Raw genomic sequence first — 23892 nt, forward strand, 5'->3', positions numbered from 1 at the left:
TTCCCGCCCGGCAATTGTCATTTGGTGAGCGGGCGGCCCACACGCGATGCGCTGGAACGGACAGTCGGCCGGACCGCCACGATCCGGTGATTTAGGTTAGCCTAAGTTAATCACTGACTGGCGGAACGGGTGCGAGGTGCGACATGGGCGACACGGCGGTGCCGATCGGCGTACCCCTGGCCGGTGTGGACGCCTACGTGCTCGACGCGGCGCTGCGACCGGTGCCCGACGGCGTGCCCGGCGAGCTGAACCTCACCGGCGCCACCCTCGGCCGCGGCTACCTCGGCCAGCCCGTGGGCGTGGACGACAACTTCTTCGACCTCGGCGGGCGCTCGCTGCTCGCCGCGCGGTACGCCGCCCGCACGTCGGAGGCGCTGGGCCGGACGATCACGGTGGCCGGGCTGCTGTCCGACCGCGACAGTCCACTGAGGACACTCCTACCGCTGCGCACCGGTGCCGGCGAGCCGCTGTTCTGCGTGCACCCGGCGAGCGGGCTGGGCTGGTGCTACGCCGGGCTGGCCGCGCACACCGAGCGCGACCTGTACGCGCCGCAGGCTCGCAATCTCGACGGTGATCGGGCTCCGGCCCAGACGCTGGACGAGTTGGTCGCCGAGTACCTGACACGGATCCGCGCGGTGCGCCCACATGGCCCGTACCACCTGCTCGGCTGGTCGTTCGGCGGGTTGGTGGCGCACGGTCTGGCCACCGCGCTCGCGGCCGACGGCGAGCGGGTCGCGTTCCTCGGCATCCTGGACGGCTATCCGCGCACCCGATGGCGGCGCGCGCCGAGCGAGGCCGACCGGGCCGAGCGGCTGACCCACCATCTGGCCGAGGCGACCGCCGTCGGGGTGGACCCGGCGCTGGTGCGGGCCAACGTCGAGGCGGTCGAGCGGATCACCGCGACGGCGAGCTTCGGCGTGCACGTGTCCGGGGTGATCGACAACCACGACCTCGACTGCGGGCACCACGAGTTGACCATGCCTGGCCCGCTCGCCGAGATCGGCAAGCGGCTCAGCACCCCGAATGGGCGTCTTGACCACGGCGACTCACCTCGATTTGAGTAGTAGTTCACCCTTCTCGCGACGATCCCCGACGGAGCCGCCCGGTGTGCCTGTACGTGACCGCGCTCAACCCGACCGACGCGGTGACACACGGCCTGCTGCCGGCCGCCGCCCGGCTCGGGTTGCCGGTCGTGCTGCTCACCGACCAGCCGGAGGCGCACGCGTATCCGGGCGTGATGGTGGAGCACGCCGAGGTGCGGGACGCGGGTGCGGTGGTCGCACGAGTGCTGGAGCTGTCCGGGCGGCACGGCGCGCCGGCCGCGCTGCTGTCCAACAGCGATCACCTGCAGACCGCGACCTCGCTGGCCGCCGAGCTGCTTTCGTTGCCCGGCAAGGACTTCCGGGCGACCCTGCGCACGAAGAACAAGTTCCTCACCCGTGCGCGGCTGGCCGAGGCGGGGCTGGACACGGTCACCAGCGTGACCATCGGGCCGCGCGACGATCCGCGCGCGGCGGCCGAGGCACTGCCGTTCCCCGCCGTGGTGAAGCCGCGCGAGGGCGTGGCCAGCGAGGACGCCCGGCTGGTCGGCGATCTCGACGAGCTGGTGTCCACTGTGGACGACATCCGCACCCGGCGGTCCGACCCGCTGGTCGCCGAGGAGTACCTGGCCGGCGAACTGCGCACCTACGACACGATCGGGGACGGCGTGCGGCGGCACGTGTTCGGCTCCTGGCGCACCACGGTCGGCGATCCGCCCGCGTTCACCGAGATCCGGCTGGACTGGGCGCCGGAGATTCCCGTACCCGTGCGCGCGCACCTGGACGCGCAGCTCACCGCGCTGGGCGTCGGGTTCGGCGCGTGCCACACGGAGTTCGTGATCGACGGCGACCGCGCGCGAATCATCGAGGTCAACTACCGGCTGATCGGCGACACCATGGACCTGATCTGCTGCGAACTGCTCGGTGTCGACCTGTTCGCCGAGTTGATCGACGTGTACCTGGGCAAGCCGCTGTCGGTGAAGCTGCCCGACCCGGTGGCCGTCGGCCGGCACGCGCGGATGGACAACGTGCTGGCCACGACGGCGGGCACGCTGACCGAGTCGCCGCCGGCCGGGGTTCGCGAAACCGACGGCGGGGCGCGGATCGGGCACCGCCGGCTGCGTGAGGTGGGGGTGACCGCGCCGGTGCACGGCACCAACCGCGACTACCTGTCCGCGGTGTACGCGATCGGGCCAGATCGTCCCGTAGTAGACGGTTTGGTAGAAAACTTTATCGCGAGGAACATCTGGCGGATCAGCGAATGAGTGCCGATCTGCTCCGCCGGATCCTGGACGCGCTGCTGCGCGAGGACCACCTCGGGCTGTGCTCGCAGGGCCGGTTGCACGGCACGTGGTGGTCGGCGCGGCTGACCACCGGGGTGGTCGTGCGACTGCCGGTGCGGCCGGACGGGTTCCTGTCCGACTGGGCGGTGGCTGAGCCGCTGCTGCTCGCCGACGGCATTCCTGTGTCCACTGTGGACGGTGTACTGGCCGCGTTCGCGCCACACGCCGATCCGGAGGCCGAGCGCGGCTGGGCGGAGTTCACCGCGGAGTGCGCGCACGCCGAGTGGGACACTCTGGCCACGCCGCCCTCACCCCGGCTGCCGGCCGCGGCCGGGTACACCGGGCTCGTGCACCACGAGGCGGTCGCCGCGCTGCGCGAGCACCCGGTGCACCCGACCGGACGGGTGCGGCACGGGATGAGCCTCGACGAACTGCGCCGGTACGCGCCGGAGCATCTGCCGTCGGTCCGCCTGAAATGGATCACCGTGCGGCGCGACGAGGTCCGGCTGTCCGCCGCGCTGGCCGATGAGCTACCGCCCTGGTGGCCCCGCCCGTCCGGTGACACGTTCGCGCTGCCCGTGCACCCGCTTACCGCCGCGCGCGCCGGCTGGTCCACCGTGGACGGACCGGAGGCGTACCCGACCTTGTCGATGCGCACGCTCGCGCTGGCCGGCGATCCGTCGACGCACGTGAAGGTGCCGATGCCGACCGCAACGCTGGGCGCGCGCAACCGCCGGTCGATCAAGCCGGGTGTGCTGCCCGACGGCGAGGCCGTGCACCGGCTGCTGGACGCGGTGCGGGCCGAGGAGCCGGAGCTGGCCGCGCGCGTACTGCTGGCCGACGAGTCCCGCTGGGTGGAGTCCGACGACGATATGCGTGCCGCGCTCGTGCGGGTCTACCCCGCCGGCCTGGCCGCCGACGCGCTCACCCCGGCCGCCGCGCTGCCCGCCCCCGACCCGTACCGCGACGCGCGCGTGATCGACCGGCTCGCCACCGACGTGCGCGGCTTCGTCGACGAATATCTGTGCGCGCTGTTCGACTGGCACGTCGCGCTCTGGCTGCGGTACGGGATCGCGCTGGAGTCGCACCAGCAGAACATCACGATCGCGGTATCGCCGTCGGGCCGGATTCGCTTGGTGTACAAGGACAACGACGGCGCGAAGGTGGATCTTGCGCACGCGACCGGCGCGCTGGGCGCGGTGCCGCACTTCCACGATCGGCGCATCCTCGCCGGCGATCCGCGCGAGATCGCCGACCTGTTCACCACGATCACGCTGCACCTGTGCGTGGCCGCGCCGATCATCGAACTCGCCGGCGCCGACCGGCGGCTGCGCGCCGAGCTTTTCGGCCTCGCGCGCACCCGGCTGCGAGAGGCGGTGGACCGCTGGCACGACCCGACCGACCGGGCCAGCCGGGCCGCCGAGAAGGCGTTGCGTGAGCACGTGCTGGACGCGGATCGCTTACCGGTCAAGGGAATGCTGACCGCCGGGACGCTGCTGCCCAAGCACCGGCTCGGCATCGCCGACGTCAACAAGTACTACCTCCGCACCGGACCGAACTACCTGAGAACGGGAGCACAGTGACCGTCCCGTCCGACACCACCACACGCGGCGAGGCCGAGGCACGCGCCGACGAGATGTCCGCGCACACGTTGCTCGGCTGCCTGCACCGCGAGGTCTCCGGGCCGGCGGGCCACACCACGACCGAACACGGTCACCTCGTCCTTCGCTTGCCGCACAACGGGTTTCGGCTGCGCGCCCGGCTGCGCAGGACGTCCACCGCCGGCGGGCACCGGTTCGCCGGCCCACCCGAGTCCGACGAGTCCGGCGCGTGGCGGCCGGCCGGCCTCGACGAGCTGACCGCCGCCGTGGCGAGCGAGCTGACCCTCGCGACCGGCACCCGCAACGACGAGTTCGCCGGCCAGGTCACCGCCAGCCGGGACACGATCGCCGACATCCTGCGCACTCGTCCCGCTACGGCGCACCACCTCGGGCCGGTCGCGCGCACGTATGTCGACTCGGAGCAGGCGCTGGTGGCCGGCCATCCGAGGCACCCGGCGCCGAAGTGGCGCTCCGGCCAGTTGACCACCTGGCGGCGCTACGCCCCGGAGGCGCGCACCGCGTTTCGGATGCGCTGGCTCGACGTCCCGCCCGAGCTGATCGCCGAGTCCACTGTGGACGATCGCGGGTTCGACGGGCACACGGCGACCGAGCGGCTGCTCGGCGGCACGCCGTCCGGCCGCGCGCTGCCCGTGCACCCGTGGCAGTTCCACCTGCTCACCACGGACCCGCGCACCGCGCCCGCGCTGTGCGCCGCGCTCGCCGACGGGGTCCTGCGCGACCTCGGCGAGACCGGCCTGCCGTTCCACCCGACGGCCAGCGTGCGCACGCTCTACCAAATCGACGCGGACGTGTTCCTCAAGGCCAGCCTGAACGTGCGGATCACCAACTGCCTGCGCAAGAACGCGGCGTACGAGCTGGCCGGCGCGGTGCACCTGACCCGGCTGATGTCGCGGATCTCGTTGCCGGACAAGGGTTTCCACGTGCTGGCCGAGCCGGCGTCGCGGACCGTCGCGCTGCCGGAGCGGTACGGCACACCGCTGCGCCGGCACGCCGTGGCCGAGGGTCTCGGGGTGATCGCGCGCACCGGTCTGCGCGAGCACGTCCGTCCACACGAGACGGTGCATCTGGTGGCCACGCTGGCCGCCGCCGAACGCGATCCGGCCGGCACCCGCACCCGGCTGGCGGATTTCGCCGGTCCCGACGGGGTGACCTGGGCGCGCGAGTGGTGGCGGCGCTACATCGGCCTGCTGGTGCCGCCGGTGCTGCGAATGTGGGCCGAGCACGGCGTGGTGCTGGAGCCGCACCCACAGAACGTGCTGGTCGTGCTCGACCCGGCGGGCATGCCGGTGCGGGTGCTGGCGCGCGATCTTGAGGGCACCAAGCTGCTGGCCGGCCGGCACGCGGACACGCTCGCCACGCTGCCATCGGACGTCGCGCGGGCCGTGGCCTACGACGACGAACGCGGCTGGAACCGGGTGGCGTACTGCCTGTTCGTGAACAATCTGGCCGAGGTGGCCGGCGCGCTGGCCGATCTCGCGCTGGTGTCCGCGCCGGGCATGTGCCGGTTCGAGGACGAGCTGTGGGACGCGCTGGCCGCCTTGCTGGAATCGGTCGCCGGGGATCTCGGGCGGCCTCCGCGACTGGGTGCGCTGATCGACGGGGAACCGTTGCCAGCCAAGGCGAATCTGCTGCTGCGCTGGTCGCGCCGGGCCGACCTGCACGCCGGGTACGTGCCGCTGCCCAATCCGATGCGCGGGCGTGGCCGGTGATCACTCCCGCTGTGCTCGACGCCGTGCGGACCGCTCCGCTGCCCGCGTACGTGTACGACCTCGGTCACCTTGACGCGCACGTGCGGGCTCTCACCTCGGCGTTCGACGATCCCCGGATCGAGGTGCTGCACGCGGTGAAGGCCAATCCGGACGCGGAGTTGCTGCGGGTGATCGCGCGGCACGTCGACGGGCTGGAGGTGGCGAGTGGGGGCGAGCTGGCGCACGTCCGGTCGCTGCTGCCGCACGTGCCGCTGGCATTCGGCGGGCCGGGCAAGACCGACGACGAGCTGCGCGCCGCTCTGTCCACTGTGGATCGATTCCATGTGGAGAGTCACTACGAGTTGCGCCGGCTGTCCGCGTTCGCGGTTTCGGCCGGCGTTGTGGCGCGGGTGCTGTTGCGGGTGAATCTGCCGGTGCCGGGGACGGGTGGCGCGGCGCTCACGATGGGCGGGGTGCCGAGCCCGTTCGGTATGGATCCCGCTGAGGCGGCGCGGGCGGCTTCGGACGACCTGCCCGGGGTGGAGATCGTCGGGGTGCACGCGCATCTGGCCAGCGGGTTGGACGCGCCCGCGTGTGCCGCGCTGGCTTCGTCGGTGTTGCGCTGGGCGGTCGATTTCGGTGCGGCACAAGGGATTCGGCTGCGTGAGGTGAACGTGGGCGGCGGGATGGGGGTGGACTATGGCGATCCCTCTCGGCTCTTCGACTGGGGTTCCTATGCGCGTCGGCTCTCCGCGCTGGTGCCCTCGGGTGTCACCGTTCGGGTCGAGCCGGGGCGGGCGGTGAGCGTCTATTCGGGGTGGTACGCGACGCGGGTGCTGGACGTGAAGCACAGTCACGGTGGGGTGTTCGCGGTGTGTGCGGGTGGGACGCATCATCTTCGGACGCCGGTGACGAAGGGGCATGATCAGCCTCTGGTGGTGTTGCCGTTCGACGCTTCCTGCGGCGGGCCGTCGGTGGTGGGGGCTCCGGTGACGTTTGTCGGGCAGTTGTGTACGCCTAAGGATGTGTTCGCTCGGGGGGTTTGGGTGGAGCGGGTTTCGGTGGGCGATCTGGTGGTTTTCGCGATGGCGGGGGCTTATGCGTACAACATCAGTCATCGGGACTTCTTGATGCATCCGTGTCCTGGGGTTGTTCATGTTTGAGGAGTGCGCTTTGTTCGTTTTTGGCTGCCGCGCTGGTCGCCGGATGCGGGTGACACATTGCGCGGGCGTTCCGGCGACCAGCTTGCCACCGGAATGGGGGACGCCATTTTCGTGGATAGTCCGGTAGAATTGTGGCGTGTTGGTAATAGGTGAGGAAGTGTCTTGGGACGCGGTTTTGGAGGCCGCGCCTCGGGTGTTTGGTGAGCCTGAGTTCGATTTCTCGGATGGGCCGTTTACGTCGGATGAAGCGAGCACGGTTGCGGAGTTGGAGATTGTTGAGCGGGATAAGGCTGCGTTGTGTGCTGATGAGGTTCGGCTGCTCGCGCAATACAACCAGCTGCGCGCTGGAGCGGAGAATGTGTCCGAGGAGATCGGACAGGCGTTGAAGTGGTCACCCGGGCACGCCTCGCACCAGATGGTGATGGCTGAGGCGTTGGTGACCCGGCTCCCGCAGACCCTGGCCGCGCTCGCCCGGGGTGAGATCGATTGGGCGAAGGCCCGTGCGATGTATGAGGTCACCCGCCCGTTGTCGGACGAGCACGCCGCCCGGGTGGAAGCGGCGGTGTTGGCGGATCCGCCGGACTACTACACACCGTTTCAGCGCAAGGTGCGCTACTGGGTGAACAAGGTCGACCCCGACGGCGCCGAACAACGCCGCCTGGTGCGCCGCAAGGACCGGTGTGTCACCTTCAAGCAGGACGAGGACGGCGAAGCCTTCCTCGGTATACGAGGGCCGGTCGAGCAGTTGTATCCCGCGTATGTGCGGATCGACCAACACGCCCGCCGGTTGAAGCAACAAGGTGACACGCGCAGCCTGGACAATTTGCGGTTCGATGTCGCCGTCGAGCACTTCTGCGGGGAGAACCCGTCCCACATCAAAACGATTGTGTGGGTCACCGTGCCACACACCACGCTGATGGGTGTGGACGACAAACCCGGTGAACTCTTCGGCGTCGACACACTCCCCGCGCAAGTCGTGCGGGAACTCGCGGCCGACCAGAAATCCACCTGGCGACGAATACTCTACGACCCACCGAGCGGGATGATCACCGACGTCGGCAGGAAACGCTATCCACCGGCCGCGATGGCCGAAAACGTGCGACTGCGATTCCGCCGATGCACCCACCCCGGATGCGACAGGCCAGCCACCCGGTGCCACATCGATCACACCCTCCGCCACGCCGACCACGGCCGCACCTGCCTGTGCAACCTCAACCCGCGCTGCGAACGACACAACCTGTGCAAGGAACAACCGGGCTGGCAGGTCGAACAACCCGAACCCGATGTGGTGATCACCCGCAGCCCACTCGGACACAAAACCACCGTGCGCGCCCAACCCATCGCCGACCCAGACCCACCGCCCTACTGATGTAACCGTTGTCTTGTACCGCGCATCCAGAGCTACCGTGACGTGTGAGTGAAGCGAGTAGCACCGCACTGATCGCGGCGCACCCGATGGCGACCATGGTCAGCTCCCACGACGGTCAGCCGCACGTCGTGCACCTGCCGCTGGTGTTGGGCGACGACGGCGTGCTGATCGGGCACCTGCGCGGCAACAACCCGTACGTCGAGGTGCTCGCCGCGGGCGCGCCGACGGTGGCGATCTTCACCGGCCACCACGGGTACGTCTCCTCGTCCTGGTACCCCGCCATCGGCCGGGACGCCGCGCCGACCTGGAACTACACCGCCGTGCACTGTCACGGCATCCCGGTTCTGGCCAGCGACGACGCGCACACAGTCCGCTGTGTCGCCGCGCTGGTCGAACATCTCGAAGGCGGCCGGCCGAACCGGTGGCGGATGCGCGAACTCGGCGTGGACGGCATCCGCCGCCGCACACCGAAGATCATCGGCTTCGAGATGCCGGTGCACCGGACCGAGACCCGCCGGATGATGAGCGACCACGAGCGGCCGACCGATACCGCCGCGGCCATCGCCGTACTTGCCGACGTCAACCCTGGTCTCGCCCAGGAAATGGCCGAGGAGCACGGGTTGGCCATGCCGAACGGACGCGATAGCGCTACCGTTACGTCCAATGGCGAGCGATAGCAGCGGGCAGCGGTTGGCGGCTCTGCTGCGCACGACGGTCGCCGCCGGACGAACGGGCGACCGGCTGCCGTCCTCGCGCGAGCTGGTCGCCGAGTACCGCGTCAGCCCGGTCACCGTGCGCTCGGCGATCGCCCAGCTGGAGCGCGAAGGCCTGGTCGTGGTGAAGTCCGGCGCCGGCACGTTCGTCGCACCACCGCCCCGACCGCGCCACCCTGTCGACACCGACTGGCAGCTCGTGGCCATGGGCGACGAACCGTCCCACCTGACCGGCTTCGACCAGGTCGTCGCCGGCCCGCCGCCCGGCACCATCCCGCTCGCCAGCGGCTTCCTCGCCGAGGACCTGCAGGCCACCGCCGAGATCGGCGCGGCACTGCGTCGGGCGATGGCACGGCCCGAGGCGTGGTCGTGGGTGCCGGAGGGGCTGGCGCCGCTGCGCGACTGGTTCGCCGCCGAGATCGACCCCCGCCTCACCGCCGGCGACGTGCTGATCAGCTCCGGCACGCAGACCGCGCTGTCCACCGTGTTCCGCTCCATCTGCCCGGACGGCGCACCCGTCCTGATCGAGTCGCCCGCCTACATCGGGGCGACCGCCGCCGCCCGCGCGGCACGGCTGCCGGTCATCGCGATCCCCACCGACCGGCACGGCATCCGCACCGACCTGCTCGCCGCGCCCCTGGCCAGCACCGGCGCGCGGGTGATCTACGTCCAGCCGGCTCACGCCAACCCGCACGGCGCCACGCTGTCCGACGAACGACGCGCCGAGTTGCTCGCGCTGGCCCGGCGACACGGCGCGTTCGTGATCGAGGACGACTGGGCCCGGTACCTCTCCTTCGCCGCCACCCCGTCACCCCCGCTGATCACCGACGACGAGGACGGCCACGTGCTGCACCTGAGCTCGCTGAGCAAGCCGGCCGCACCCGGCCTGCGGGTCGGCGCGATCGTGGCGCGCGGGCCGGTGGCGCGACGCCTGCGCCGGGCACGCGTGGTCGACGACTTCTTCGTGACACCGCTGCTGCAGGAAACCGCGCTGCAGCTGGTCACCAGCCCGAGCTGGCCGCGCCACCTGCGCAGGCTGCACGCCGAGCTGCACCGGCGGCGCGATCACCTCGTGGCGCTGGTGCGCGACCTGCTCGGGCCGGACGTGCTGCCGTACGAGCCGACCGGCGGGATGCACCTGTGGCTGCGCCTGCCCGACGGTGCCGACGCCACCGAGGTCGCCGAGGCGGCCGCGCGCCAGGGCGTGATGGTGAACCCGGGGCGCCCGTGGTTCCCGTCCGAGCCGACCGGTGAACACCTGCGGATCAGCTTCGGCGGCGCGCCCGTCGAGGCGATGACGGCGGGCGTACGAGTACTGGCCGCGGCGCTCCGATAGCGCTTTCCTTGTGCCGCAAGGGTTTCGTTTGCACGGTACGGACGACCGGGATACGGTGCCGAACATGACCGCTCTGTGCCGCACGCTGGAGGCGCACGGGTGGGTCTTTCCCGCACTCCCCCTCTACGGCGACGACCACGAGCGCGGTGACGCGGCTCCCTGACCGAGTCGATCCACCCCGCCCGTACCGTTTCCCGTCCGAGGAGTTCACCATGTCCACCACCGTGTCCACGTCGCTGGACGAGTTCGTCGCCGCGTTGCCCAAGGTCGAGCTGCACGTCCACCTGGTCGGTTCGGCCAGCCCGCACTCCGTGGTCGCGCTCGCCGAGCGACACCCCGAATCCGGCGTCCCCACCGATCTCGACGAGCTGCGCCGGTTCTACGAGTTCCGCGACTTCGACCACTTCGTGCGCGTGTTCTGGGCCGTGCAGTCGATGATCAAGGACGCCGCCGACATCACCACCCTGGTCACCGGACTGGCCGCCGACCTCGCCGCGCAGAACGTGCGCTACGCCGAGGTGACCGTGACGCCGTACAACCACAAGCTCGACGGGATGTCCTACGACGACGTGTTCACCGGGCTCGTCGAGGGCAGGCGGCTGGCCGAGGCCGAGCACGGCGTGAAACTCGTCTGGTGCTTCGACATTCCCGGCGAGAAGGGGCTCGAGGCGGCGAGCGAGACGGCGGTACTCGCCGTGCGCGACCGGCCGGACGGCCTGGTCAGCTTCGGCCTCGGCGGCCCGGAGGTGGGTATCGGCCGGGCCCAGTTCGCACCCGCGTTCACCATGGCGCGCGAGGCCGGTCTGCACAGCGTGCCGCACGCCGGCGAGACCAGCGGCCCGGCCACCGTGTGGTCGGCGATCCACGACCTCGGCGCCGAGCGCATCGGCCACGGCACCAGCTCGGCCGCCGACCCCCGGCTGCTGGACTACCTTGCCCGGCACCGGATTCCGCTCGAGGTGTGCCCCACGTCCAACGTGCGCACGCGGCAGGTCGACTCGATCGAGGCGCACCCGGTCCGGCGGATGCTGGACCACGGCGTGCTGGTCACGCTGAACACCGACGACCCGCCGATGTTCGGCGCGACGCTGAACGGCGAGTACACCGCGGTCGCCGGCACACTCGGGCTCAACGCGGCGGAGATCGCGCGGCTGGCGACGAACGCCGTGTCCGCGTCGTTCCTCGACGACCCGGCCAAACGCGCGCTGATCGCCGAGATCGACGCGGTCGTCGCCGATCCCCGGTGGCAGGCCGGATGGTGAGGCTGACCAGAGCCGCGGACCCGGGCGTGCTGCACGCGTGGGGCCGGGGCTGGGCGGTGTCCCGTGCGACACCGCCGCCGGTCGCCGTGCCCGGCGGGTTCCGGATCGACGTGGGCCTGCCCGGTCACGTGGCGCGCTACCTGTTGCCGACCGTTGACGTGGACACACTGCTGCCGCTGATCGCGGCGATCACCGAGCCCGGCACGTGGCTGAAGGTGTGCGCGCCGGAACCCGTCGTCCGGCCGCTGCTGCCGGCCGGCTGGACGGTGCACGCGCCGGAGTACTTGATGACGGCGACCCTGCGCTCCCCGGCGGTGAGCGCGCCCGACGGGTACACCCTGGCGACCACGGTCACCGGCGGTGCGATCGACGTGGTCGTGCGCGACCCGGCCGGTGTACTCGCCGCGAGCGGCAGGGCCGGCTGCGACGGCCCGACGGCGGTGATCGACCAGGTGGAGACCGCGCCGGAGCACCGGCGGCGCGGGCTCGGCCGCGTGGTGATGGCCGCACTCGCCGATCAGGCGGCGCGCATCGGCGCGGTGGACGGCGTGCTCGTCGCGACGTCGGACGGCCATGCGCTGTACGAGGCGCTCGGCTGGTCCACGCGTTCGCACGTCACCCCCGCCGTGCTGAGTACTTGAGGGCCCGTGCGGCGCTCGGTCGGGGCGGGCGCCGCACGGGTGTCCACCTGCCGCAGTTCGGCCCGCATGCGGTCGCCCGGCCGCTCGCCGTGGTGCGCCGACGCGGTGCACCAGACCCGCGTCAGCTGCCGCCACCGAGCGTGAGTTCGACCAGGTCGTCGATCCCGGACCTGATCGACTCGACGTCGCGGCCCTGGTCGCGGATCTGGTGCGCGAGCAGGCTCGCGGACAGTGGCGCGAGCAACGCGGCGGCGAGATAGTCGACGTCGCGATCGGGCACCGTTTCCCGGAGCAGCGTGACCAGATGAAAATGCCGGAAAGGGTAGGCGCCTTCGCCGTATCGAATGGCGGGTTCCGCTGATTCGGCCACCAGAACGAGTTCGAACTGGTCCCGGACCCGATCAACGAGCGCGTGCAGGAATGCGCGAACACGGTCGGCCGGCGGAGCGCCCGGCCCGAGTGGGGGCGGCCCGGACATGAACGCTTGCTGGAATTCCTTTTCGCGCTCGTCGAGCAGAGCGATCGCCAATCCGGTTCGATCACGAAATCGTCGGTAGACCGTGCCGACGCCGACCTCGGCGGCCGCAGCGACGTCGTCCAGCGACAGCCGTTCCACGCCACCGTCGGCGAGCAGCCGGGCCGCCGCGCGCAGGATCTTGCGCCGGTTGCGCACGGCGTCGGCCCGTTCGGCCGGCCGCTGCCCGACGACCGGCAGCTCACCGGCCTGCGATCGCGTCACGTCCTCCACCTCACCGGCCGAGGATAGGGCTAGGCGGCGACTCCCGTCGCCAGCCGTGCGGTGACCTCGGCCAGGTTGTAGCCCTGGAATCGCGCCGCGGCGAGCACCCGCTCGTTCGGGCCGGATTCGTCCACCGCCGGATGAGCTGTGCCATAGGGATTCCCGTACGCGTCGAGAACACTCTGGTCGTTGTATCCCGGCGGCACGATCACCGTTCCCCAGTGAATGGCGGTGTGGTACAGCGCGAGAAGTGTGGACTCGTTTCCGCCATTCACGGTGTTCGCGCTGGTGAATCCGGTGAACGGTTTGCCGGCGAACGTGCGCCGCAACCACAGTCCACTCGTGGAATCGATGAACTGTTTGAGTTGCGACGCGACGTTTCCGAATCGCGTCGGCGTGCCGAACGCGTAGGCGTCGGCCCAGCGGAGGTCGTCGTGCGCGGCGATGTCGACGCCGGCCGTGGCGTCCGCGTGGGCGCGCCAGCGCGGGTTCGCGTCGATCGCCGAATCCGGGGCGAGTTCGGGCACGCGACGCAGGCGCACCTCGGCGCCGTACTTCTCCGCGCCCTCACGCACCGCTTCGGCCAGGGCGTGGACGCTGCCGGTCGACGAGTAGTAGACGACGGCGATCTTCACGGACACGGGGACTCCTCGGTTCGGCCTCGGTTGCGATGTCGAGACTAACCGGAGTGTTCTCCGTTTTCAAGCAACAAGTGGAGAACTCTCCAGTTGTCGGCCCGACCGGTGCCATGAAACCGGGGTCCGTCCACAGTGGATGGACCCCGGTTTCGGCCGGTCAGCGTTCCAGGTCGGCCAGCGTCTGCCGAGCCTGGGCCAGCTTCGGGCCGTAGGTGACCGGATCGATCTTCTCCAGCTCGGTGAAGATCCCGACCGCCTCTCTGGCCAGAGTGATCGCCTCCGGTTTCCGGCCGGCCTCGACCAGATACGGAATCGTCGGCCACAGGATCCAGTCACCCAGCCGCGGCCGGTATCCGGCGTTCCGCGCGGCCAGCGGCCGCAGGGTGGTGACGCCGTCCAGGGCCAGCCCGGCCGACCTCGCCCGATGCTCCGGTGAAGGCCACAAACCGGTCGCCAGGTTCACCTGCGCGATGGCGAGCCCGGAGACGTAGTCGTCCCGCACCGGGTCCTCCTTCACGAGTTGGGTGAACATCGCGATCGACTCGTCGCCGGCGGTCGCGGCCTCGGCGAACCGACCGGTCCCCGCGAGGAACACGCTGGCCGGAGACGACAGCCATTCGGCGAGCTGGCGGCGGTAGAACGGGTTCCGGTCGGCCAGCGGACGAATCGTCGCGACGGCGTCCAACGCGAGGCGCACCGCCTGCTCCCGCAACTCCGGCTTGTCCCACAGGCTCCCGGCCACCACCCGCTGCGAGGTCGCCAGCCCGTGCACCAGCGCGTCGTCACCGGGGTTCTCCCTGATGAGCTGGGTGAACATCTCGATCCCCTCGTTGCCGAGCGCCACCGCCTCGTCGTAGCGGCCGGCCGCGGCGTGGAAGGTGCTGACCGGGAAGGCCAGCCACTCGGCCATCAGGCGGCGATGTGCCGGGTCGGCCGCCGCGAGCTCGCGGATCAGCGCCATCGCCTCCATGACCTTGGTGATCGCCTGGTCACGCACACCTTGCGTCCACAGGTTCCGGCCCTCCAGGTTCAGTGCCTTGGCCCGATCCAGCGTGGCGCCGACGTGATGAGGCTCGGTGGCCGTCGCCGCGCTGAATCGCGCGTCGCCCGAGTACACGGCGGTGATCCGGCGTGAGCCCAGCGGCAGAGCGCCGGTCTCGTACCTGGCGAAAACCGCGCCGTCCGGGCCGGGTGTCACCGGGATGGTGGCGAGCACGGTGGCACCGTCGAGGAAGGTCATCGTGCCGGACAGACCCGCCCGACCACCGGGATCGCGGGCCGTGGCGATGAACCTGACGGGCTCGCCGAACACCGACACGTGCTCGGGCGTGGACCTCAGCGACATGATGGTCGCCGGCACCCGGCCGCCGGTCAGGCTGAGGTCACCGGTGATCAACCCCGCGCCCTGGTAGGACGGGCGCCCGTCGATCTTCATCGAGTACCCGGGAAGGTCGTCGCAGTCGTTGCCGACCATCGTCACGGTCCGGCCGCCGGTCTCGCCGGTCAGGTCGATCTTGTCGGCGGGCGGCTGTTTGACGGTCGCGCGCAGACCCGGCCACCGCGGGCATGCCTCGCCCGCGTAGGCAGGCGCGCCCACGGTCCGCATGTACTCGACGAAAGACGTGAACGCCTTCTTCCGCGCGGGTTCGTCCATGGCCGGATCGCACGAGTGTGTGACCAGGTAGGCCAGTTGGGGCACCTCCTCGGTGAGGTTCTTCGTCCCGCCGCCGTAGGCGAAGAAACAGTTGGCCTCGTAGCTCGGCCCGCCTGGCGGCGAGCACGACCCGTCGAAGCGCAGGCCGTAGCTGTTCTGCTGCCCCTGCTGGACGAACGTCTGCTTGCAGTCCGGGTGGTCGCGGACCACGTTGTCGCCGACCATGAGGTACTCGCCGCACGCGACGTTGCGTTCCAGGCAGGACTTGTGCTCGCCCCAGCGTGACTCGAGCCGCACCTCGTTGCGGTAGCTCGGCTGGTTGTGAACGTCCTGCCCGTCCGCACGCCGCTGGTGCGGAATCAGCACGATGGGCTCGGTGGTGCCCTTGTCGTTGCCCGAACCCGCGCACAGATCGATGACCGTGCCCGGGTAGGGGCACGGGGTTATCCGCCCGCCACCGGTCAGCGTGAAGTCCGGCCCGCCGTAGGCCACCTCCTGGTGGTTACGACCGTTGAAGAACTGCAGGTAATCGCGGTGCCGCCGGTCGAACATGAGGTCCGGCATCCAGGTCGGCGGACGGTAGCTCGCGCTCGCCGCCAAGGCCATCTCGCCGGACGGGGTAGTCGGGCCGGCCTGCGGGTTCACCGGTTGAGCCAGGCCGCCGACCCATACCTCGAACATCGAGTCCGGCGTGCCGCCCTTGATCATCACCGGGGACTGTGTGTCCTGGATACGCCGGTACGGGGTGATTCGCCGGTTGTCACGCGACTCCGCGGCATGTTTGAGTGCCAGGAAGTCCAGGACCCGCTTGGCCGCCGTACGCACCGCGGGGTTCTCCGCGAATTCGTACAGGTTCAGCAGGCCGTACATCTGGAACCGGCCGTAGGGCCGCGCGTTGTATTCCAGGAAATCGTCCTTCATGACGCCATTGGTGAAGTCCTCGATGTACCCCAGTACCCCGTTCGTCCGGTTGTCCGGATTGGGGTCGGTGTTGTACATCTCCACGTACTCGGGCTTGTGCGACGGCGTCGGAAGCAGTGGCAGTGACTCGTTGTGCAGAAACCGGGTCGAGCGGATCAGCAACGTGTGGTTCTCGGTTTCCGGGACACGCGCGCCGAGCACGGTGCAGATCCCGACGTCGTACTTCGATGTGCCGCCCTGCAGCCACGCCCGCGAAGCGATCTCCTTTTTCAACGTGTCGAACTTCGCAGCGTGTGATCCCGGGTCCTCCGGTCCGAACAACACCGCCGGCGACTCTGTGCGCATCATTCCCCACACCCGCATGACCAGCGCCATCGTGACGTCCCAGTCATCGGTGTCGCCGCCGCCGACGCGACAGCCCGGCATCGCGTCGGTGCCGGGCTTGCCGGTGAACGCGGGCACCCGCATGAGGTCGGCGATGACGATCTGCCAGCCGGGTGTGGTGTTCAGGTGGTCGCGATGGCCGAGTGCCGGCGGCCGCCAGCCGGGGGCGTGCCGGTCGAGGCAGTCCCGGTAGAGAAGGGGTTCGTCGGGTATCAGCGGCGAATTCCCGCCCAAGGCCGCGCCCAGTTCGGCTCGCCCGGTCGGATCCTCGATCAGCCGCAACAGCGACGCGGTGGCCATGACATGGGTCAGTGACCCCTCGCCCCGGCCGGTGTTCTCACCCTGGACGCAGGTTTCCCACAGCAGCGGCGGAATGCGCCTGGCGTAGTCGCCGCGCGTCGAACCGAGCACGTCGGTCGGCTGCGGTATCCATTCGAAATTCATCCGGCCGTATTCGCCCGCGTACACGACGGTGCGCCACACCTTCACCGTCGCCTCTTCGCTCATCTCCGTGCCGCCGAAGTCGAAATGCTTGGGCTCGCTGTTGGAGAAGTGCATCACCAGCCGCAGGTTGAACTTCCAGGTGTCGTCGCCGTTCGGGTCGATCGTCATCGTGGTGAGACCGCCGTTGATGAGGCTCACCGGAGCGGGAACCTTGACCCTCATCGGGAACGGGCCGTGGTCGGTGTTGTCCTTGAACTGCCCGAATTCACCCTCGACGTCGGCGACCTCTCCGCCGTTGCGATCGGTGATGACCACCTTGAGCCGGGTGTCGTGGTCCTTGTCGTTGTCGTTCGTATGGAAGAACACGTCGATGCGTTGCAGTATCGGTTCCGCCGACGGTTGTTCCGCGGTGGCCGACGGTTCGAGCAGGCCGACCAGAAAAACGCACGCCAGCGCCGCGCCGATGCTCCGCACGCGGCCACGACGATTCGATGCCTTCATCATTTCCCCCTTTCGCGAGATCTCTCGCTGATCGGTCGTCACGGCCAGGTGGCCACGGTGGCCACCGCCTCGGTCATGGACCCGGTACGCATGCGCATCGGGCACCCCCTTCCGGCTGTACGGGCTTTGCGGTGCGGGTCTAACATCGCGCCGTTGTTTCCCGCCGGGCCGGCGCCCGGAAAAAACCGGACTGTCAACAAAAGACCGTTCAGGGAGCTGTCGTGCCACGTGCGGAGCGGCCACTCGACGCGGCGGACAGCGTGCTCGGCCGGTTCGCCGCCGACCTCCGGGAACTCCGCGAACGGGCGGGGTCGCCGCCGTACCGGGAACTCGCCACGCGGGTCGACTACTCGGTCGCCGCGCTGTCCAAGGCGGCCGGCGGACGCAAGCTGCCGAGCCTCACGGTGACGCTCGCCTACGTGCGCGCCTGTGGCGGGGACGTCGAGGGCTGGCGGGAGCGGTGGCGCGCGGTGTCCGCCGAACTCGCGAACACCGACGCGATCGAGCCCGCCCGATCCGACGCGCCGTACGTGGGCCTCGCGCCGTTCGAGGCGGAGGACGCCGACCGGTTCTTCGGACGCGACACGGTGGTCGACGAACTGCTGGACCTGGTGCGCGAGCGACGGTTCACGGCCGTGTTCGGCGCGTCCGGCGCGGGCAAGTCATCGGTGCTGCGCGCCGGTCTGCTGGCCCGCGCGCCCGGTCCGTCGACGTTGTTCACACCCGGCCAACGACCCATGGACGACTTCGCCGCCCGCGTCGCCGGCGACGATCCGCTCGTGGTCGTGGACCAGTTCGAGGAACTGTTCACCCTCTGCGACGACGAGGACGAGCGGGCCCGATTCGTCGACACTCTCGTGGGCCTCGCGACCGAGGGACGAGCCAGGGTCGTGATCGGCGTGCGGGCCGACTTCTACGGCCGCTGCGGGCAGTACCCGGCGCTGGTGTCCGCGTTGCGCGGCGGTCAACTGATGGTCGGCGCGATGGGCGCCGAGGAACTGCGGCAGGTGATCACCCGGCCGGCGGCCGACGCGGAGTGCATGGTCGAGGCGGCGCTGGTGTCGCGGCTGATCGCGGACGCGGCCGGGCAGGCGATGGTGCTGCCGCTGGTGTCGCACGCGTTGCTGGAGACGTGGCGCAGGCGCAGCGGCGCGAAGCTCACCCTGGCCGGATACGAGGCGGTCGGCGGGATCGAGCACGCGATCGCCCGCACCGCCGAGCAGGTCTACACCGGGTTCACCGACGGCGAGCGGGAGATCGCGCGCCGGGTGTTCCTGCGGCTGATCGCGTTCCCGGACGGCGCCGAGCCCGCCAAGCGGCGGGTCCACCGGGACGAACTGGAGACCGGCACCGTGCTGGACCGGCTCACCGAGGCCCGGTTGCTGACCGTCGACGCGGACACCGTGGAGTTCACCCACGAGGCGTTGATCCGCTGCTGGCCGCGGCTGCGCGACTGGATCGCCGACGATCGCGAGGGCCTGCGCGTCCACCGGATGCTGACCGACGCCGCCGACCAGTGGGAGGCGCACCAGCACGACCCCGGCACGCTCTACCGCGGCGTTCGCCTCGCCGTGGCCCGCGAGTGGTCGACGGCGGCGGTGCTCACCGCGCGGGAACGGCGGTTCCTCGACGCGAGCGTGGCCGCGCAGGACGCGGCGGCGGTGTCCGCCCGGCGGCAGGCCACCCGGCTGCGCCAGCTGGTCGCGCTGTTGTCCGTGCTGCTGATCGCGGCGACCGCCGCGGGTGTGTACGCGTTGCGCGCCGAGCAGGAGGCCACCGATCAGCGCAACGTCGCCATCGCCCGCCGAGTGCTCACCGACGCGGCCGCGGTCCAGGCCGTCGACCCGGCGCTGGCCATGCAACTGGTGCTCGCCGCGCACCGGGTGGCCGCGCTGGACGGTACTCGCGACAACCTGCTCAGCGCCTACGCCGCGCCTCGGTCGACCCGGCTCACCGGGCACACCAGCACCGACGTGTTCGCCGCGTACGCGCCGGACGGCGGGCGGATGGCCACGGTCGGCTGGGACAGAACCCTGCGCATGTGGGACGTGTCCGGGTATCCGACGGAGATCAGCCTGACCAGGCTGCCCGAGCAGCTCATGGCGGTGGCCCACGCGCGTACCGGCACGACGCTGGTCACCGTCGGCGAGTCGAGCATCCGGCTGTGGGACGCGCGCGATCCGCGGCGACCGACGCCGGTGTGGACGGCACCGAGCGGCGCGGCGGGGTACGCGTCGGCGGCGTTCAGCTCCGACGGCGGCCTGCTCGCCGTCGCGACCAACCAGAATTCCGTGCGGCTACTGGATGTTCGCGATCCGCGGCACCCGCGTGAACTGCCGTCGCCGTCCCCGGGATCGGTGCCGGACGCGGTTCGGTCGGTCGCCGTCGCGTTCCGGCCGGACGGGCGGATGCTGGCCGTCGGGCTCGGCGACACGGTGCGGCTGTGGGACCTGGCCGACCCGACCGCACCTCGTCCCGCCGGCGTCCTGTCCGGGCACACCAGCCTGGTCACGGGCGTGGCGTTCGACCGGGACGGCCGGTGGGTGGCCACGTCGAGCTGGGACCACGAGGTCCGGCTGTGGGATGTCGCCGACCCGGTCGCGCCGGTCCGCGGTGCCGTGCTCACCGGGCACTCGACCGCGGTGTCGTCGGTGGCGTTCAGCCCGGACGGCTCCACTGTCGCGTCGACCGGCGGCGGCACGATCCTGTGGGACGTCAGCGATCGACGGCAGCCGAGAACGATCACGACGATCCCGGGCGGGCGGGCGTCGGTGGTGTTCAGCCCGGACGGGTCGGTGATCGCGGCGACCGACGAGGACGAGGGCGTGCGGTTGCAGGAACTGCGCGCGCTGCCGCTGGTCGGCCACCGCGATGTGGTCGCCGCCACGGCGTTCGCTCCGGACGGTCGGGTACTGGCCACCGGAAGCTGGGACGGCACGGCCCGCCTGTGGGACATCGGCGTCCCCCGCGAGCGGCGGGAGCTGGCGAGGATCACCGGTGGCACCGGGCCGATCCGGTCGGTGATGTTCAGCCCGGACGGGCGCGTGCTCGCCGTAGGGCAGGACGACGCCGTGCGGCTGTGGCACATCGGCGATCCGCGTGCGCCGCGGCGGCTGGCCGTCGTCGAGCAGCCGAGCACGGCGGTGGCGTTCAGTCCGGACGGGACACTGCTCGCGATCGCCGGGCCGGGCGCGGTGAGCCTGTGGACGCTGGGTGAACGGCCGCGGCTGATCGCGCGCCGGTCGGACTATCCGGGCGTGGTGTGGACGGTGCTGTTCAGCCCCGACGGCCGAACACTCGCCACCGGCGGCGACGGCGAGTGGCGAACCCGGCTGTGGGACGTGAGCGATCCCGCGGCACCCCGGGCCATCGAATTCCCGTCCGGGCGGGACGACGTGATCACCGCGCGGTCGTTCAGCCCGGACGGTCGGATGCTGGCGATCTGGAACGAGTCGGCGAAAATGGTGCGGCTGCTCGACGTGTCCGACCCGGCCAGGCCGCGCGAGCTGTCGAGACTGCCCGGTCACACCGGCCTGGTGTGGATGTCGGCGTTCTCCCCGGACGGGCGGCTGCTGGCGACCGCGGGGGCGGACCGCACGATCCGGCTGTGGGACGTGACGCGCCCGAACCGGCCGTCGCACGTCGGAACCCTGACCGGCCACACCGACGACGTGGGTGCCGTGGTGTTCAGCCCGGACGGGCGATTGCTGGCGAGCACGAGCACGGACCGGTCGGCGCGACTCTGGGAGACCGACGTGGAACGCGCGGCCGCCGCCACGTGCGCGGGAGTGCGCCCGATCAGCCGCGACGAGTGGTCCCGCCACCTGCCAGAGCGCGACTACTCCCCGCCGTGCGAAAAGTGATCTGTCGGTGCACGGCGGGATCGCAGGAATCCCGCCGTGCACCGACAACCGTGCTCAGCCGCGACGGCTGCGACGGATTCCGAAGGCGGCCACCCCGATGAGGCCGAGGCCGCCGAGGCACAGCAGCGGGACGACGCCGTTGTCGTCGCCGATTGGCCGCTGGCCCAAGCCGTAACCGCCCGCCTGCCCCCGGGCCGCGTACCCGGAGCCGGCCTGCTTGTCGGCATAGCGCTGGCCGACCGCCTTCTGGTAGTCGGCGACCGTCAGGACCTCGCCCGCGGTCCGGTCGGTGCCGCCAGGGTCGATGACGGTCAGGCGATCGCCCTGCCTGGCGTACCAGGCGTTGACCTGCGGCTCACGCAGCAGAACCGCACCGGCGGGCAGCTTCCCGGCGAGCTGGAACTCGAGATCGCCGGAGGCCATGTTGCCGACGGTCCACGCGCCGTCGCCCTCCCGCGTCACCTGGAGGGTCGCGGTCCGGCCGTCATTGGCCGCGGCCGGCACCGCCAGGTAGGCGAGCTTGCCGGGGTCCGCTCCGGCAGCGCCCGACACGAACTCCGGCGACAGCGTGTACACCGGCAGCACGGTGTGGCCCACGGTGACGGCGGTCGCCCGCGCGGCCGGCGCGCCGTCGCGGGCACGCAGGTCGCCGAAGAAGTCGGTCAGTGCCTCGACCGTCGCGGGTGCGGCCGCGGCCGCGCGAGCAGCGTGGACGTCGGCGGGCGGCGGCGCCGCGGCGGCCGAGCCCATCGCGGTGAACATGCCGGCGGTCAGCAGCGCGCCGACCGCGAGAACACGAGTGATCATGGCCGCCCTCACCTTGCGATCCCGGTCAGCGTGTGCGTCCAGGAGAATTCGGAGTTGTCCACGTAGTTGCGATAGGTAGAGCGGTTGTACCGGGGATTGCTGCCCCACGGGTCCGCCCAGTCGACCCACTGGCGGCCGCCGCTGTCCAGGTTGTAGCCGTAGATCGCGTGCATGTGGCCACCGCCGGAGGACCACAGAATGCGGGTCTCGATCGGCTGATCGCGGTCGATCTGACCCTGGATTGAGCCGAAGTTCAGGTAGTTCGACAGGTAGTTGCCGGGGGCGCTGTACCCGAGCTGATCGAAGGCCCACCGGACCTCGCCCAGGTTGCCCTGGTCGTTGTAGCAACCACTGCCGGACTCGTCGTGCGCGAGCTGACAGAAGCGCGTCTGGCTGACCGAGGTGCCGTGGTACACGGCGATGCTGGTGCCGGCGGCGGCCCAGCACCAGTTGCTCTTCTGCTGGACCTGCATGTCGAAGTCCAGGCTGCCGGCGGGAGATGCCGCCGGTTCCGCGGCGGCGGGCACTTGGGACAGCAGCAAGCCGGACAGGGCGGCCGCGCTGGCGAGCAGAGCGCGTGAACGCAGGGTGTTCACAGGCCCTCCTTTCCATCGTTACTCGACGGGTTGACCCGGTGACACCGGGTCGAGCGCAAATGTGGCGACCGTCACCGACCGCCGCAAGAGCCCCGGTTCACGCCGGGACCGTTCCTTGTTCACGCACCACCGGATCGGCGGCCGATCAGCAGGTCATCGGGTGCGAGCGCGGCGATCTCCACGCCCTCGCGAGCCACTCACTGTGAACGTTCCGGTAGGTTCACATCTCTGGGTGATGACACGGAGAGATACCGATCCGGTCGGAGGGTGCGATGCCCGATCACACCACCGAGGACCTGCCGCCCAGCCTGGCCAGCGCCCTGCGCTACGGCGCGTTCCACGACGCGCTGCGGCTGGCGATCGCGCACCGCGGCCTGTCACTGTCCCGGCTGCGCGCCCACCTGGTGCAGCGCAACGTCGAGGTCGGTCAGTCGACGCTGAGCTACTGGCAGCGCGGCCACCGCCGGCCCGAGATCCCCCAGGCACTGCCGACCGTCCGCGCGTTGGAGAGCGTGCTGCTGCTCCCCGCCGACTCGCTGGTCACCCTGCTGGGCCCGCGACAGCCGAGGAACGGCCACCTGGCCATGAAGGCGTCGTACTCGGAGCTGCGCCCCGACACCACCGGCCCGGTCGTGGACGACCTGCTCGCCGAGCTCGGCACCCACACCGCGTCCACCCGCTACAACGCCGACGTCACCCTGCTCGCCGTGCACACCGAGATCACGCTCGACGACCGCGGCGCGATGACCACGGTGGCGTCCCGCACGGTGGTGCGCAGCCGCGCCGACCGACCGGACCGCTACACGATCGTCTACACCGGTGATCCCGGCCAACGCACCAGCCCGGCCCAACTCCACGCCGGCGACGGCTGCCGGGTCGGCCGAATTCGCCGGCACGGCGAGGACACGCTCGCCGCCGAACTGTTCTTCGACCGCCGGCTGGCCGACGACGAGGTCCACGTCTTCAGCTACACCGTGCGCGACACCAGCGAAACGCCGTCCCCCGGCTATTTCCGCATGCTGCGCGACCCCGTTTCCAGCTATCTGCTGCAGATCAGATTTTCTCCGACACACCTGCCCGCACGATGCGTCCGCGAATTCCGCGCGCACGAGAACAGCACCCCCACCGATCGCGAACACCTCGTCTGCGGCCTCGGATCGGTCGCCAGCGCCTATTTCCAGGCGGCGGGTCCGGGAATCGCCGGAATCGCCCTGGAATGGAACTGAGC

The 23892-nt window shown here is 70.7% G+C and carries 17 protein-coding genes; 12 read left to right on the forward strand and 5 right to left on the reverse strand.

Annotated elements, in window-relative coordinates; genetic code table 11:
• Positions 1 to 143 precede the first annotated feature (143 nt).
• The 10 genes from EV193_RS10430 to EV193_RS10475 all read left to right on the forward strand — a co-directional run bounded on the left by EV193_RS10430 (position 144) and on the right by EV193_RS10475 (position 12117).
• A complete protein-coding gene (locus tag EV193_RS10430; RefSeq protein WP_130343848.1) occupies positions 144 to 1064 on the forward strand; it encodes an alpha/beta fold hydrolase in 921 nt (306 codons plus the stop codon).
• 41 nt (positions 1065 to 1105) lie between these two features.
• Positions 1106 to 2305: an ATP-grasp domain-containing protein gene (locus EV193_RS10435; RefSeq protein WP_130343849.1), complete on the forward strand. Its 1200-nt coding sequence runs from the start codon at positions 1106 to 1108 to the stop codon at positions 2303 to 2305.
• Complete coding sequence (locus EV193_RS10440) at positions 2302 to 3906, forward strand: IucA/IucC family protein (RefSeq protein WP_130343850.1); 1605 nt, start codon at positions 2302 to 2304, stop codon at positions 3904 to 3906. The genes EV193_RS10435 and EV193_RS10440 overlap by 4 nt, the downstream gene beginning before the upstream one ends.
• Positions 3903 to 5654, forward strand: coding sequence for an IucA/IucC family protein (locus EV193_RS10445; protein WP_207222584.1), 1752 nt, complete (start codon positions 3903 to 3905; stop codon positions 5652 to 5654). Before EV193_RS10440 ends, EV193_RS10445 begins: the two co-directional genes overlap by 4 nt.
• Positions 5651 to 6796, forward strand: a complete 1146-nt coding sequence (locus EV193_RS10450; protein ID WP_130343851.1) for a type III PLP-dependent enzyme — start codon at positions 5651 to 5653, stop codon at positions 6794 to 6796. The genes EV193_RS10445 and EV193_RS10450 overlap by 4 nt, the downstream gene beginning before the upstream one ends.
• 157 nt (positions 6797 to 6953) lie before the next feature.
• Entirely contained in the window at positions 6954 to 8165 is a 1212-nt protein-coding gene (locus EV193_RS10455; RefSeq protein ID WP_165401315.1) for an HNH endonuclease signature motif containing protein, read from the forward strand.
• A gap of 44 nt (positions 8166 to 8209) precedes the next feature.
• Positions 8210 to 8842, forward strand: coding sequence for an FMN-binding negative transcriptional regulator (locus EV193_RS10460; RefSeq protein WP_130343853.1), 633 nt, complete (start codon positions 8210 to 8212; stop codon positions 8840 to 8842).
• Positions 8829 to 10214 carry an aminotransferase-like domain-containing protein gene (locus EV193_RS10465; RefSeq protein ID WP_130343854.1) on the forward strand — a complete coding sequence of 462 codons (1386 nt, stop codon included), beginning with the start codon at positions 8829 to 8831 and terminating at the stop codon, positions 10212 to 10214. The genes EV193_RS10460 and EV193_RS10465 overlap by 14 nt, the downstream gene beginning before the upstream one ends.
• Positions 10215 to 10426: 212 nt before the next feature.
• Positions 10427 to 11476, forward strand: coding sequence for an adenosine deaminase (add, locus tag EV193_RS10470; RefSeq protein WP_130343855.1), 1050 nt, complete (start codon positions 10427 to 10429; stop codon positions 11474 to 11476).
• Positions 11470 to 12117, forward strand: a complete 648-nt coding sequence (locus EV193_RS10475) for a GNAT family N-acetyltransferase (protein WP_130343856.1) — start codon at positions 11470 to 11472, stop codon at positions 12115 to 12117. The genes add and EV193_RS10475 overlap by 7 nt, the downstream gene beginning before the upstream one ends.
• A 121-nt stretch (positions 12118 to 12238) precedes the next feature.
• Here EV193_RS10475 and EV193_RS10480 read toward each other — a convergent pair whose 3' ends face one another.
• The 3 genes from EV193_RS10480 to EV193_RS10490 all read right to left on the reverse strand — a co-directional run bounded on the left by EV193_RS10480 (position 12239) and on the right by EV193_RS10490 (position 17371).
• Positions 12239 to 12856 carry a TetR/AcrR family transcriptional regulator gene (locus tag EV193_RS10480; RefSeq protein ID WP_207222585.1) on the reverse strand — a complete coding sequence of 206 codons (618 nt, stop codon included), beginning with the start codon at positions 12854 to 12856 and terminating at the stop codon, positions 12239 to 12241.
• A 29-nt stretch (positions 12857 to 12885) separates the two neighbouring features.
• Complete coding sequence (wrbA, locus tag EV193_RS10485; RefSeq protein WP_130343858.1) at positions 12886 to 13497, reverse strand: NAD(P)H:quinone oxidoreductase; 612 nt, start codon at positions 13495 to 13497, stop codon at positions 12886 to 12888.
• 154 nt (positions 13498 to 13651) lie between these two features.
• Positions 13652 to 17371, reverse strand: coding sequence for an Ig-like domain-containing protein (locus EV193_RS10490; protein ID WP_165401316.1), 3720 nt, complete (start codon positions 17369 to 17371; stop codon positions 13652 to 13654).
• Between the two features lie 248 nt (positions 17372 to 17619).
• Between EV193_RS10490 and EV193_RS10495 the strand changes: the two genes are divergently transcribed.
• Positions 17620 to 21261, forward strand: a complete 3642-nt coding sequence (locus EV193_RS10495) for an nSTAND1 domain-containing NTPase (RefSeq protein WP_130343860.1) — start codon at positions 17620 to 17622, stop codon at positions 21259 to 21261.
• A 54-nt stretch (positions 21262 to 21315) separates the two neighbouring features.
• On the opposite strand, the gene EV193_RS10500 is transcribed toward EV193_RS10495, so the two are convergent.
• Positions 21316 to 22068 (reverse strand): hypothetical protein, encoded by a 753-nt coding sequence (locus EV193_RS10500; RefSeq protein ID WP_130343861.1) that lies wholly within the window; start codon positions 22066 to 22068, stop codon positions 21316 to 21318.
• An 8-nt stretch (positions 22069 to 22076) separates the two neighbouring features.
• Positions 22077 to 22664, reverse strand: a complete 588-nt coding sequence (locus EV193_RS10505; RefSeq protein ID WP_242613277.1) for a papain-like cysteine protease family protein — start codon at positions 22662 to 22664, stop codon at positions 22077 to 22079.
• Between the two features lie 272 nt (positions 22665 to 22936).
• Here EV193_RS10505 and EV193_RS10510 point away from each other — a divergent pair, with 272 nt between their 5' ends.
• A complete protein-coding gene (locus tag EV193_RS10510) occupies positions 22937 to 23890 on the forward strand; it encodes a hypothetical protein (RefSeq protein WP_130343862.1) in 954 nt (317 codons plus the stop codon).
• The last annotated feature ends 2 nt before the right edge of the window (positions 23891 to 23892 follow it).

It is taken from the genome of Herbihabitans rhizosphaerae (assembly GCF_004216555.1).
Taxonomy (GTDB): Bacteria; Actinomycetota; Actinomycetes; order Mycobacteriales; family Pseudonocardiaceae; genus Herbihabitans; species Herbihabitans rhizosphaerae.

Coding starts and splice junctions, on each gene's coding strand:
- add (WP_130343855.1), top strand. CDS start 10,427: ATGTCCACCACCGTGTCCACGTCGCTGGACGAGTTCGTCGCCGCGTTG.
- EV193_RS10500 (WP_130343861.1), bottom strand. CDS start 22,068: ATGATCACTCGTGTTCTCGCGGTCGGCGCGCTGCTGACCGCCGGCATG.
- EV193_RS10510 (WP_130343862.1), top strand. CDS start 22,937: ATGCCCGATCACACCACCGAGGACCTGCCGCCCAGCCTGGCCAGCGCC.
- EV193_RS10440 (WP_130343850.1), top strand. CDS start 2,302: ATGAGTGCCGATCTGCTCCGCCGGATCCTGGACGCGCTGCTGCGCGAG.
- EV193_RS10465 (WP_130343854.1), top strand. CDS start 8,829: ATGGCGAGCGATAGCAGCGGGCAGCGGTTGGCGGCTCTGCTGCGCACG.
- EV193_RS10475 (WP_130343856.1), top strand. CDS start 11,470: ATGGTGAGGCTGACCAGAGCCGCGGACCCGGGCGTGCTGCACGCGTGG.
- EV193_RS10430 (WP_130343848.1), top strand. CDS start 144: ATGGGCGACACGGCGGTGCCGATCGGCGTACCCCTGGCCGGTGTGGAC.